The sequence below is a fragment of the Micromonospora eburnea genome, from assembly GCF_900090225.1.
Lineage (GTDB): Bacteria > Actinomycetota > Actinomycetes > Mycobacteriales > Micromonosporaceae > Micromonospora > Micromonospora eburnea.
Window position 1 is genome coordinate 4,524,216 of record NZ_FMHY01000002.1, and the last position, 14,426, is coordinate 4,538,641.

At 71.2% G+C, this 14,426-nt stretch carries 2 protein-coding genes; both read right to left on the bottom strand.

Features of this window, described 5'->3' with window-relative positions; genetic code table 11:
- Positions 1-13: 13 nt before the first annotated feature.
- Complete coding sequence (locus tag GA0070604_RS33980) at positions 14-4,618, bottom strand: type I polyketide synthase (RefSeq protein WP_091120520.1); 4,605 nt, start codon at positions 4,616-4,618, stop codon at positions 14-16.
- A gap of 27 nt (positions 4,619-4,645) precedes the next feature.
- Positions 4,646-14,419: a type I polyketide synthase gene (locus GA0070604_RS33115; protein ID WP_425256108.1), complete on the bottom strand. Its 9,774-nt coding sequence runs from the start codon at positions 14,417-14,419 to the stop codon at positions 4,646-4,648.
- Between the last annotated feature and the right edge of the window lie 7 nt (positions 14,420-14,426).

Consider the following 14,426-nt stretch of genomic DNA (forward strand, 5'->3'; position numbering starts at 1 on the left):
ACTCCTCGTGACGTCAGGAAATGCCGAGCTGGTTCTCGATGAAGTCGAAGATCTGGTCATCGTCGGACGTGTCCTCGGGCAGCCGCGTGCCGATCTCCTGGTCGCCGGTGGTCAGCCGGGTCAGGAGGTCGCGGAGCCGGGCACCGAGGGCGGCCCGGGTCCCGTTGTCGAGGGCGGCGGTCGTGAGCGCCCGCTCCAGCCGGTCGAGCTCGCCTACCACCGACACGGTCTCCGGTTCGCCGAACGTCGACCGGCGAAGTTCACCGGCGAGTATGAGCGGGCTGGGGTGGTCGAATACCAACGTCGCTGGCAGCTGCCGGCCCACCGCGACGCCGAGGCGGTTGCGCAGCTCGACCGCGCTCAGCGAGGTGAAGCCGAATTCCTGGAACGGTCGGGCCGGGTCGATCTGCTCCGGCCCGGAGTGGCCGAGGACCGCGGCCGTGTGCCCCAGGATCAGATCGAGCAGCGCCCGTTCCTGTCCGGCCACGTCCAGCGACGCCCACTGCTGTACGACCGGGACGCCGGACGGGTTGCCGGGTGCGGGGCTGTCGCTGCCGATGAGGCCGTGCAGGAGCGGGCTCGGCCGGGCCGCGGTGAATCGTGCGCCGAAGTGCGTCCAGTCGAGGTCGGCGATGACGGTGGTGCGGTCGCCGCGGTCGAGGACCCTACCGAGAGCCTCGAGCGCCGCTTCCGGCGCCATCGGGCGTACGCCCGAGTGGTCCATGCTATCGGCGCCGTCGGCCATGCCCGGGCCGGCCCAAGCGCCCCAGGACACGGTAAGCGCACGCCGGTTGGCCGCATGCCGCGCGGCGGCCAGCGCTTCCAGGTAGGCGTTGGCTGCGGCGTAGTTGGCCTGTCCGGCCGCACCGACGGCCCCGGCGAGCGACCCGAACAGGACGAACGCGGTCAGGTCCAGGTCACGGGTCAGCTCGTCGAGGTGGCGGGCGGCGGCGGCCTTCGCTGCCAGCACCGTCTCCAGCCGCGACGTGGTGAGCGATTCGAGCACCCCGTCGTCGAGCACCCCGGCCGTGTGGAAGACCGCCGAAGGCGGGCCCATCTGCTCGATGAGGCCGGCGATCTGGGACCGGTCGGCCACGTCGCAGGCCACAACCGTCGCCGTCGTGCCCCGGGCCGCCAGCTCGGTGACGAGTTCGGCAGCGCCGGGGGCGTCCGGCCCGCGCCGGCTCAGCAGCACCAGGCTACGAGCCCCCCGTACGGTCAGCCAGCGCGCCAGCTGCGCGCCGACGCCGCCGGTTCCGCCGGTGATCCAGACGTCACCCTCGGGGCTCCACGGCTCGGACTTCCACGCCGGGCCGGCCGCAGCCCGGGTGAGCCGCCGCGCGAGCACGCCGCCCGGCCGTACCGCCACCTGGTCCTCGATGCCGGCGGCGACAACGGCGATGAGGCTTTCCACGGTTTCTGTGCCGGGCTGTCCGGGCACGTCGATCAGGCCGCCCCAGCGCTGCGGGTGTTCCAGCGCGGCGGTCCGGCCGAGGCCCCAGATCGGCGACTGGAGCGGTGCCCGCACCGGACCGGCCGCGACGGCTTCCCGGGTTAGGCACCACAGCGGCGCGACGAGGCCGACGTCGCCGAGCGCCTGGAGAAGGTGCAGCGTGGCGGTGAGACCGGCCGGTACTGCGGGGGCGCCAATGCTCGGCGCCTCGTCGAGGCCGAGCAGGGAGACCACCCGGTCGGCGTCGCACCCGCGCAGCGCATCCGCTAGGGCGGTACGGTCCTGGCCGGTCACCTCCAGGATGGTGCAGCGGCCCCCAGCGGCCTCGATGCCTTTGCGGACGGCCGCGCCCCACTCGGCCTCGACGTCCGCGGACGGCGTGAGCACCAACCAGCTCTCGCTCGCCAGGTCGGCACCGGGCAGGTGCACAGGCTGCCAGCTCTCGGCGTAGAGCAGGTCGTCGGTGTCGCTCCGGTGCGCCGTTATGTCGTCGGCGTCCAGCCAGTAGCGCTGGTGTTGGAACGCATACGTCGGTAGGTCCACCTGCCGGTCGGTCGCTGGCAGGATCGGTTCCCAGTTGATCGGGATGCCGGCGGTGTGCAGGTCGCCTAGTGCCTTCAGGTAGGTGGTGGCTTCGTCGGCGTCACGGCGCAGTAGCGGGCTGATCCGGTGGTCGGTCAGCATCGCGGTCAATGTCGCGTCCGGACCCACCTCGATATTGGTCGGGGTGTCCAGGGCTGCGATCGCGTCGGCGAAACGTACTGTGTCGCGCACATGCCGCACCCAATATTCGGGGGTGCTCACATCAGCACCGGCCCGCACGCTTGACAGCATCGGAACCTGCGCCGGTTGGTAGGTGACGGTGCCCGCGATGTCCGCGAACTCGGCGAGCATCGGCTCCATCAACACTGAGTGAAACGCGTGTGACACTCGCAGTCGGCGTGCTCTGACCCCGTACCCCGCCAGCAGCCCGGCAGCCGCGTCCACGGCCGGTTCCGTTCCGGAGAGAACCACCTGCCCGGCGGTGTTGACCGCCGCCACGTCCAATCCGGTCACCCATTGCCGGACCTGCTGCTCGCCGGCGTGTACCGCGAGCATCGCCCCGCCCGCTGGCAGGGCATCCATCAGCCGGCCCCGCGCCGCCACCAGCCGGCACGCGTCCGTCATGTCGAGGACCCCGGCGGTCACCGCCGCGGCGAACTCGCCCACCGAGTGGCCCAACACCACCTGCGGGCGCACACCGAACGAGCGCAGCAACGCCACCTGCGCGACCTGGACCGCGAACACGGCCGCCTGTGCGTACATCGTGCGGTCCAGCAGCGGGCCGCCCTCAGCGATCACCTGAGCCAACGGTCGCGGCAGGAACTCGTCCAACAGGCCACACACCCGTGTGAACTCCGCCGCGAACACCGGAAACCGCGTGGCCAAGCCCGTACCCATGCCCTGGCGCTGCGAGCCCTGACCTGTGAACAACCACCCCACACCACCACCACCAGCCGCCGCGGCCGCTGCCGGGTCGGGTGCGGTACGTAAACCGGCGATCAACTCGCCCGCGGTGGCACCCACACCCACAGCCCGGTACGGCAGCAACGCCCGCCGCCGCACCAAACCCGCCGCGACCATCCCCGGCGGCAACTCCGGCCGGGCCTGCACAAACGACGCCAACCGGTCAACCTGGGCGCGCAGACCCGCCACCGAACGGGCCGACACCACCCACACCGTCGGACCCAACTCCGAACCCAACCCCGGACCCGACTCAGGCCCATCGGACACCGGTTCGGGTTCGGGGCTTTGTTCCAGCACCACGTGGGCGTTGGTGCCACTCACTCCGAACGACGACACACCCGCCCGACGCGGCCGGTCGACCTGCGGCCACACCGTGGTCTCCCGCACCAACCGCACCGCGCCAGCCGACCAGTCCACATGCGGACTCGGCTCATCGATGTGCAGCGACCGTGGCACCACACCATGACGCATCGCCAACACCATCTTGATCACACCCGCGACACCCGCCGCGGCCTGCGTATGACCCAGATTCGACTTCACCGACCCCAACAACACCGGGATTGTCCGGTCCTGGCCATACGTCGCCAACACCGCCTGCGCCTCGATCGGATCACCCAACCGAGTACCAGTGCCATGAGCCTCCACCACATCCACATCCGCCGACGTCAAACCAGCCACACTCAACGCCTGGCGAATCACCCGCTGCTGCGACGGACCATTCGGCGCTGTCAAACCATTCGACGCGCCATCCTGATTCACCGCCGAACCCCGCACCACCGCCAACACCCGATGCCCATGACGACGCGCATCCGACAACCGCTCCACCAACACCAGAGCGACACCCTCGGAGAAGCCCGCGCCGTCCGCTGCCGCCGCGAACGACTTACACCGCCCGTCCGGCGCCATTCCCTGCTGCCGCGAGAACTCCTGGAAAACGATCGGCGTGGACATGACCGTCACCCCGCCGGCCAGCGCCAGATCACACTCCCCCGACCGCAACGCCTGCACAGCCAAATGCAACGCCACCAACGACGACGAACACGCCGTATCCACCGTCACCGCCGGACCCTCGAAACCGAACGAATACGCCACCCGGCCCGACGCCACACTGCCCGCATTACCGTTGGTGAAATACCCCTCCAACTCCGGTGGCACCACCCGCACCCGCGACCCGTAATCGTGATACATCAACCCCGCGAACACCCCGGTCCGGCTCCCCCGCAAACTCAGCGGATCGATCCCGGCCCGTTCGAGGACCTCCCACGAAGCCTCCAGCAGCAACCGCTGCTGCGGATCCATCGCCAGCGCCTCCCGCGGCGAGATCCCAAACAGGCCGGCGTCGAACTCCGCGGCGTCGTACAGGAAACCGCCCTCGCGTGCCGAGACCGATCCGGGCAGCTTTCCGGTCGGGTCGAAGCGTGCCAGCCGTTCCCAGCCCCGGTCGGTGGGGAAGTCGGCGATGGCATCGCCCTCTTGGTCGAGGAGGGTCCACAGTTCCTCGGGCGATCGCACTCCGCCCGGAAACCGGCAGGCCATCCCGACGATCGCGATCGGCTCGGTCGCCGCGTCGATCAACTGGCGGTTCTGCCGGCGCAGCCGCTCATTCTCCTTGAGCGACGAGCGCAGCGCCTCGACGAACTTCTCCTGCGACGTGTTCATCAGCTCTCCAGCCCCCGCGCCGTACGGTCAGGACGCGATCTGCTGCTCGGCCAGCCGCAGCAGACTCTCCGCGTCCAGGTCATCAATGGAGGCCTCGGCCAGTTCGGCGCCTTCGCCGGGGCCGGCCAGCCGCCACACCAGGTCGAGCAACCCGGAGTTCCGGAACCGGGTCATCGGGATGCCGGCCAGCACCCGCCGGAACTCGCGCTCCTCGGCCTCCTCGGGTGATTCCGTGGCCGGTACCAGCCCGAGGGCCGTGCACAAGTGATCCGCGACGGCCGCCGGAGTGGGATGGTCGAAGACCAGCGTGGCGGGCAGACGCAGCCGGGTCTCGACGCTGAGCCGGTTGCGCAGTTCGATGGCGAGCAGCGAGTCGAAGCCGAGTTCCTTGAACGCCTGGTCGGGGCCGACGGTCGACGCGGACCCGTGACCGAGCACCTGGCCGGCCAGCGACCGCACGGTCTCCAGGACATGTTCGCGCTGCGCGGCCGGTTCGAGGCCGGCGAGACGCTCGGCGAAACCGCCGCGCACCTGCTCCGCGGTGATCACCCGCCGGGCGCCGGCTAGCAGGCCGGACAGCACCGGTGGTACCGAGTGGCCGGCGTCGGCGGTCAGGTCCAGCTTGACCGGTACGACCACCGGGCGGTCCAACCTGAGCGCCGCGTCGCACAGCGCGAGGCCGTACTCGCTGCTCATCGGCACGACGCCGTTGCGGATCAGCCGGTGGCGGTCGGCGCTGTTCAGCCGCCCGGTCAGCTCGCTGTCCTGCGCCCAGTGCCCCCAGGCCAGCGATAGTGCCGGCGCTCCCTGCTCGCGTCGTTGTCGGGCCAGGGCGTCGAGGTAGGCGTTCGCGGCGGCGTAGTTGGCCTGCCCGGCCGAGCCGAACACCCCGGAAGCGGAGGAGAACAACACGAACGCGTGCAGGTCCAGGTCCCGGGTCAACTCGTGCAGGTATCCCGCGGTTACCGCCTTGGCCGTAAACACCGTGTCGAGCTGGGCAGGGGTGAGGTTGGTGATGGTGGCGTCGTCGAGCACACCCGCCGCATGAATCACCGCGCTGGGACAGTGCTCATCCAGCAGTGCCGCCAGCTCGTCCCGGTCGGTCAGGTCACACGCGACGATCCGTGCCTGGGCGCCGGCCTCGCGCAGGTCCTTGGCCAGCTCTCGCGCGCCGGGTGCGTGGGGGCCGCGCCGGGAGACCAGCAGCAGATCGGTGACACCATGCTCGCGGGCCAGATGCCGGGCCAGCAGACCACCAAGCGTGCCGGTACCACCAGTGATCAACACCGGGCCGGCACCGAAGCCCACCGGCTCGTCACCACCCGGCGCGCGAACGCGAACCAGCCGGGGTACCCGGATGGACCCGTTCCCGTCGACACGTAGCTGCGGTTCGTCACACACAGCGACCGCTGCCCGGGCCAGGTTGGCATCGGCCGCGTCGACCAACACGAACCGGCCCGGATGTTCACTCTGCGCGGACGCCAACAGCCCCCACACCGCAGCCGCCCCGGGGACGTCCTGACCGCCCGGGACGAGGACCAGCCAACGCTGCTGATCGTCGGCCAGCCGCTGCTGCACCCCGGCCAACGCCTCGTGCAGACCAACCCCGGTGCAGTCCCACACCGGCAGACCCGCCTCGCCCCGCTGGCTGGCCCGGACTACCTCGCGGTCCGTCTGGGCTCGGCCGGCGTCAACCCAGTCCACCACATACAAGTCCCGGGTGGTGCGGGTCACCGGCTCATCCGGCAACACGCGAAGAGCAAGCGATCCGACCGTGGCGACCACACCCCCGGACATGTCGGTCAACGTCAGAGAGACCCGCTGGTCGTTGGCGCGCATCCGCACCCGCACCCGCGTCGCACCGGTGGCATACACACACACGTCCTGCCACGCGAACGGCAGCAACACCGGCGAGCCGTCGTCGGACAGGGCAGCGGTGTGCAGGGCAGCGGTGTGTAGGGCGGCGTCCAGCAGTGCCGGGTGGATGGTGAAACCGGCGACGTTCTGGTGCTCGGAGTCCGGCAGCTGGACTTCGGCGTAGAGGTCCTCACCGTTTTCCCAGGCCGCCTGCACACCCTGGAACACTGGCCCGTACTCGTAGCCACGGGCGGCCAACGCGTCGTAGAAACCCGCGGTCGGCACGGGCGTCGCCCCGGCCGGCGGCCACGACGCATCGGCCTCGGGAACAACGCTCTCGGCGGTTTCCGCGAGCAGGCCGGTGGCGTGGCAGGTCCACGGCTCATCGTCACCGCCCCGCGAGTAGATCGCGACCTGATGGTCAGCGCCCACCGTGGTCTGCATCTCGACTGTGCTGGTTGTGTCGAGGACCAGTGGGGTCTGCACGGTTAGTTCCCGCAGCACCGGCGTCCCGGCCAGGTCACCGGCGTGCACGGCCCAGTCCACGAATCCGGTGCCGGGCACGAGTACCACACCGTTGACCGCGTGATCGGCCAGCCACGGCTGCCGCGCCAACGACACCGTCGCTGACACCACCACACCACCATCAGCCAACCGCACCGCAGAACCCCGCCAGCCGCCGTCACCGGCCGGGTCCAGCCAGTAGCGCTGGTGTTGGAAGGCATATGTCGGTAGGTCCACCTGCCGGTCGGTCGCTGGCAGGATCGGTTCCCAGTTGATCGGGATGCCGGCGGTGTGCAATACGGCGGCTGCGCGTAACACCTCGATCAGACCACCTCGGTCGCGCTGCAACGTTCCGCTCACCACTGCGGGTATGTCACCGAGTGTCGTGGTGATGCCTGGCAGTAGCACCGGGTGTCCGGACACTTCCAGGAACCGGTCACGGCCGTCGCGTACCGCCGCGCGTACCGCTGCTTCGAACCGCACTTCGGCGCGTAGGTTCGTAAACCAGTACCCGGCGTCGAGTCCTGCTGGATCGATCAGCTCACCGGTCACCGTCGAGTACCAGGGCACCTGCCCTGCCTGGAATTCCACAACACCCAACCGTTGTGACAACAACTCCTCGGCCGTCTCCACCTGAACCGAGTGCGAGGCGTAGTCCACATCAACCCACCGCGTTCGTGCCTGGCCCCAGTCAATCGATTCCACGGCGGCGCGGTCACCGGAGACCACGCACAATCCCGGGCCGTTCACCGCCGCTACGTCGACTCCGGGCACACCGTCGACCAACTCACGTACCCGCGTCTCGGGCAACGCGACTGACAGCATTCCGCCCCGACCGGACAGTGTTTCGGCGATCACCGCGGCGCGCACCGCCACGATCCGTGCGCCTTCAGCCAGCGACAGCGCTCCCGCCGCTACCGCGGCAGCCAACTCACCCTGGGAATGACCGATCACCGCTGACGGGTACACGCCCAACGAACGCCACACCCGGGACAGTGACACCATCACCGCCCACATCAGCGGCTGCACCACACGCACGTCACCGTCGTGGTCATCCAGCACCGACCGTCCGGTCCACGGCCGTAACGCCGCGTCACACTCCGCCATCGCCTCGGCGAACACCACCGACTCGGTCATCAACTGCCGGCCCATGCCCTGCCACTGCCAGCCCTGACCCGCGAACACCCACACCACACCACCACCAGCCGCCGCTGCTGCCGGGTCGGGTGCGGTACGCAAACCGGCGATCAACTCGCCCGCGGTGGCACCCACAGCCACGGCCCGGTACGGCAGCAACGCCCGCCGCCGCACCAGACCCGCCGCGACCATTCCCGGCGGCAACTCCGGTCGGGCCTGCACAAACGACGCCAACCGGTCGACCTGGGCGCGCAGACCCGCCGCTGAACGGGCCGACACCACCCACACCGTCGGACCCAACTCCGGACCCAACCCCGGACCCGACTCAGGCCCATCGGACACCGGTTCGGGTTCGGGGCTTTGTTCCAGCACCACGTGGGCGTTGGTGCCACTCACTCCGAACGACGACACACCCGCCCGACGCGGCCGGTCGACCTCCGGCCACACCGTGGTCTCGCTCGCCAACCGCACCGCGCCAGCCGACCAGTCCACATGCGGACTCGGCTCATCGATGTGCAGCGACCGTGGCACCACACCATGACGCATCGCCAACACCATCTTGATCACACCCGCGACACCACCCGCGGCCTGCGTATGACCCAGATTCGACTTCACCGACCCCAACAACACCGGCGTTGTCCGGTCCTGGCCATACGTCGCCAACACCGCCTGCGCCTCGATCGGATCACCCAACCGAGTACCAGTGCCATGAGCCTCCACCACATCCACATCCGCGGTCGACAGGCCAGCTGACCGCAGTGCTTCCCGGATGACCTTCTGCTGGGCCGGCCCGCTCGGCGCGGCCAGGCCGTTGGAGGCGCCGTCCTGGTTCAGGGCGCTGCCCCGCACCACCGCGAGCACCCGATGCCCGGAGCGGCGGGCGTCGGACAGCCGTTCCAGCAGCACTAGGCCGACGCCTTCGGACCACCCCGTGCCGTCCGCCGCCGCGGCGAACGACTTGCACCGGCCGTCCGCGGCCAGCCCGCGTTGCCGAGAGAACTCCACGAACGCGCGTGGGCTGAACATCGCGGTGACACCGCCGGTGACGGCCATCCGGCAGTCGCCCGACCGCAGCGCCTGCACGGCCAGGTGCAGGGCCACCAACGACGACGAGCAGGCGGTATCCACCGTCACCGCCGGACCCTCGAAACCGAACGTGTACGCCACCCGCCCCGAGACGACGCTGGCCGCGTTGCCGATCAGCAGGTGGCCCTCGACCTCCTCGGGGATGGTCCGCAGGCCGATCGTGTAGTCCTGCCCGTTGTTGCCGACGAAGACGCCGGTGGGCGTGCCGCGCATCGTCTCCGGGTCGATGCCGGCCTCTTCGAACACCTCCCAGCAAGTCTCCAGGAGCAGCCGCTGCTGCGGATCCATCGCCAGCGCCTCCCGGGGAGAGATGCCGAAGAACCCGGCGTCGAAGTCGGTGGCGTCGTCGAGGAAACCGCCCTCCCGCAGGTACGTGGTGCCGAGATGTTCCGGGTCCGGGTGGTAGAGGGCGTCGAGGTCCCAGCCGCGGTCGGTGGGGAACGGCGAAATCACGTCGCCCTCCGCGATCAGCATCCGCCACAGGTCGTCCGCGGACCGGATGCCGCCCGGGAAGCGGCACGCCATGCCGACGATGACGATCGGGTCCTCGTCGGGTGCGACGGTTTCCGCCGCCGTGGTCCCGGCCGGTACGGAGTCGCCGAAGAGCTCGGCCCGGAGGTGGTCGGCCATCGCTGTCGGGGTGGGATGGTCGAACACCACGGTGGTCGGCAGGGTGAGGCCGGTGGCCCGGCGCAGCCGGTTGCGCAGTTCCACCGCGGTGAGCGAGTCGAAGCCCTGCTCCTTGAACGCCCGGCGGGTGTCGAGCCGTTCGGCCGATTCATGGCCGAGGACCGCCGCGGTGTGACCGAGCACGAGGTCGAGCAGGACCTGACGCTGCTCGGCGGCGCCGAGGCCGCGCAGCCGCGAGACCACCTCCGGAGACCCCGTGCCGTGCGGCTCGCCGTCGGCCGGGCGCCGCTCGCCGATGACGTCGAACAGCGACGTCCGTCGCGCCACGGCGAACGTCGCGGCGAAGCGCTCCCAGTCGATGTCGGCGACCGTCGCGGTGGTCCGGTCCGCAGCGAGCACGGCGTCGAGGGCCGCCATCGCCCGGTCGACCGGCATGGAGCGCAGCCCCCAGTCGTTCAGCTGGTCCCGGGCCGTACCGTCGGCCATGCCCGCGCCGGACCAGGCACCCCAGGCGATCGCGGTGGCGGTGCGTCCGGCACCGCGTCGCCAGGACGCGAAGGCGTCGAGGAAGGCGTTTGCGGCGGCGTACGCGCCCTGGTTGCTGCTGCCCCAGATGCCGGCACCGGACGAGAACAGCACGAAGGCGGTCAGCGGATGGTCGCGGGTGAGTTCGTCGAGGTGCCGGGCCCCGCTGACTTTGGCCGCGAGCAGTTCCTCCAGGTCAGCCGGGCCGGTGCTGGCGAGCGCACCGGTGTCGCCGACGCCTGCGGCGTGGAAGACGGCCCGCAGCGGGACCTCCGGATCGAGGCCGGCGATCAGCCGCGCGACCTGGTCGCGGTCGGCCACGTCGCAGGCTGCCACGGTGACGGTCGTCCCGAGCCCGGCGAGTTCGGCCTCGAGGTCGGCGGCGCCGGGCGTGGCGGCGCCCCGGCGACCGGTCAGCACGAGACGGGGGGCGCCCTGTCGCGCCAGCCACCGAGCGACGTTGGCGCCGACACCGCCGAGGCCTCCGGTGACCAGTACGGTGCCGTCCGGCCGCCACCGGGTGTGCTCGGCGGCGGAGCTGCGGATGAGCCGGCGGGCGAGGACACCGCTCGGCCGGATGGCGAACTGGTCATCGTCCGGGACGCCACCGGCGAGGATGTCCACCAGCCGGTCGGTCGCTCCCGTGTCCGGCGAATCGGGCAGGTCGATCAGGCCCGCCCAGTTCTGCGGCATCTCCAGCGCGGCGGTCCGGCCCAGACCCCAGAGCAGCGCCTGCGCGGGCCGGGTGACGTACTCGTTGCTGCCGGCCGCCACAGCGCCCCGCGTCAGCGTCCACAGGGGTGTGGGGGTCGGCGCGTCCTCGAGCGCTCGCAGCAGGTCGAGCGTCTCGGCGAGGCCGCGCGGCACCGCCGGCGCCAGGGGATGAGGCGACTCGTCGAGGCCGAGCAGGGACAGCGCGCCGGCGAGGCTCTGCCCGCTGATCAGGTCGGCAGCGGCCTCACCGGCCGACCTGAGCGTGACCACCTCGGCACCGGCCCGGGCCAGGGCGGCGGCGACAGCCGTCGTCCAACCTTGCTGGTCCTCGCTCGGCACGACCAGCAGCCAGTGGCCGGTGAGCCGCCCGGCCGGTGCGGACCGGAGGATCCAGGTGACGTCGTACATCCATCGCTCGATGCCGGCGCGTTCGCGCTGTCGGCGGCGCCAGGAGGTCAGCGCGGGCAGCAGCGCGGCGAGCGAGCCGTGCTGCTCCGGGCCGACGCCCAGGTCGGCAGCGATCCGGTCGAGGTCGCCGTCTTCGACGGCGTTCCAGAACCCGGCGTCCGGCTGCCTGGTGGTGCCCGGTGCGGCGTCGGTCTCCAGCCAGAACCGTTCACGCTGGAAGGCGTACGTCGGTAGCGCGATCCGCCGCGCGCCGGCGCCCTCGAACAGGGTGGGAAGAGCGACGGGCACTCCGCACACGTACGCCTCGGCGAGCGAGAGCAGGAAGCGGTCGGGTCCGCCGGCGTCCCGCCGCAGCGAGTGCAGGGTGCGGACGTCCGCGCCGATCTCCTCGGCGGTTTCCTGGACCGCGGCGGAGAGGACCGGATGCGCGCTGATCTCGATGAAGGCGTCATGCCCGTCGTCGATCAGGGAGCGGACCGCGCCCATCAGGTCGACTGGTCGGCGAGCGTTCTCGAACCAGTAATCCGGGCCCAGCTCGGCGGTGTCCAGCGGCGTGCCGGTCACGGTCGAGTAGAAGGCGACGTCGCCGGTGCGCGCCGACACGCCGGTGAGTGAGCCCACCAGTCGGTCGTGCAGCGGGTCCACCTGGGCGCAGTGCGACGCGACGGTCGCCGGGACCACCCGCGCCTGCCAGCCCGCCGCCTCACGGTCGGCGACGAACGCGGTGAGCGAGGCGACGTCACCGGCGACGGTCGTGGACCGCGGCCCGTTGACGCCGGCGATCACGAGCCGGTCCTGCCATTCGGCCAACGCCTCGGCCACCTGCGCGCGGGACGCGGCGACGGACGCGACGGCACCGTTGCCGACGAGTGCCGCGCCGAACAGTTTGCTGCGCTCGGCGATGATGCGTGTGGCGTCCTGGAGGCTGAGCGCGCCGGCGATGTACGCCGCCGCCACCTCGCCTTGGCTGGAACCGACCACTGCGGCCGGGCGGACGCCGTACGAGCGCCACAGCTCGGCGAGGCCCACCATGACCGCGAACAGCGCCGGCTGCACGACGTCGATGCGCTCGTACCCTGGGGCGCCGGGCTCGCCGTTGAGGACGTCCGACAGCGACCAGTCGGTGTACGGTGCCAGCGCGGCCTCGCACTCGGCGATCGTACGGGCGAACACGGGCGAGGTCCGGATGAGCTCGGCGCCCATGCCCTGCCACTGGGCTCCCTGGCCGGGGAAGAGGAAGACCACTCGGCGGTCCGCCTCGGTGCTTCCCGTGGCGACATGGGGTGCCGGCTCGTCCCGTACCAGTGACTCCAGTCCCCGGACCAGGTCCTCCCGGGACCGGCCGCACACGACGGCGCGGTGTTCCAGCGCCGCGCGGGTGGTCAGCAGCGAGTGGGCGAGGTCGGTGAGGTCGAGGTCGGGCCGGTCGCGCAGCAGGTCGAGCAGACGGCCGGCCTGGGCCCGCTGCGCCGGGCCGCTGCGCGCGGACAACACCCACGGCAGCGGGCCGTCGACGCCTGGCCCGGGCTCGGTGCCGGTCGGCGGTGGCGCCTGCTCGAGCACCACGTGCGCGTTGGTGCCGCTGATGCCGAACGACGACACCGCGGCGCGGCGCGGACGTCCGGTCTCCGGCCAGCGGACCGCCTCGCGGAGCAGGGCCACCGATCCGGCGGTCCAGTCGACGTGCGGGGTCGGCTGGTCGATGTGCAGCGACTGCGGCAGCATCCCGTGCCGCATGGCCAGCAGCATCTTGATGACGCCGGCGATGCCGGCGGCCGCCTGGGTGTGCGCGAGGTTCGACTTGACGGATCCGAGCCACAGCGGCCGGTCGGCCGGCCGGTTCTGGCCATACGTGGCGATCAGCGCCTGCGCCTCGATCGGGTCACCGAGGTTCGTCCCGGTGCCGTGCGCCTCCACCGCGTCGACGTCGCTGGTGTCCAGCCGGGCGGCGGCGAGCGCCTCCCGGATGACGCGCTGCTGCGCCGGCCCGTTCGGGGCGGTGAGCCCGTTCGAGGCGCCGTCCTGGTTGACCGCGGAGCCGCGGATCAGGCCGAGTACCTCGTGGCCGTTGCGGATCGCGTCGGAGAGCCGTTCGACCAGCACCAGGCCGACGCCCTCAGAGAAGCCGGCGCCGTCGGACGCCGCGGCGAACGGCTTACACCGGCCGTCTTTCGCCAGGCCACGCTGCCGGGAAAACTCGACGAAGACGTCGGGGGTGGACATCACGGTGACGCCGCCGGCAATCGCGAGCGAGCACTCCCCGGACCTCAGCGCCTGCGTTGCCAGGTGCAGGGCGACCAGGGAGGATGAGCAGGCCGTGTCGACGGTCACCGCGGGACCTTCGAGGCCCAGCGCGTACGCGATCCGGCCGGAGGCGACGCTCCCGGCGTTGCCGTTGCCCAGGTATCCCTCGACGTTGGCCGGCATCTCGGGCAGCCGCGCGGCGTAGTCGTGGTACATGAGGCCGGCGAAGACCCCGGTGCGGCTGCCCCGTACCGAATGGGGATCGATCCCGGCCCGTTCGAACACCTCCCACGCGGTCTCCAGCAGCAGCCGCTGCTGCGGGTCCATGGCCAGTGCCTCGCGCGGCGAGATGCCGAAGAACTCGGCGTCGAAGTCGGCGGCGTCGTAAAGGAAGCCGCCGGTCCGCGCGTGGATGGTTCCCGGCCGTTCCCCGGACGGGTCATAGAGGGAGTGCACGTCCCAGCCCCGGTCGGTGGGAAACTCTGACACGACGTCGCCGCCCTCGGCCAGCAGGCGCCACAGCTCCTCGGGCGAGGTGACGCCGCCCGGGAATCGGCAGGAGATGCCGATGACAGCGATCGGCTCGGCCGCCCTGGCCTGCATCTGCTGCAGACGCTCGTCGGTGTCCCGCAGTTCGGCGGTGACGCGCCGGAGGTACTCGCGGAGCTTGGCTTCGTTCGACATATGGTCACCCAAGTTTCTG

What these genes read in the sequence shown, in the direction of transcription:
- GA0070604_RS33980 (WP_091120520.1), bottom strand. Translation starts at nt 4,618, where the DNA reads ATGAACACGTCGCAGGAGAAGTTCGTCGAGGCGCTGCGCTCGTCGCTC.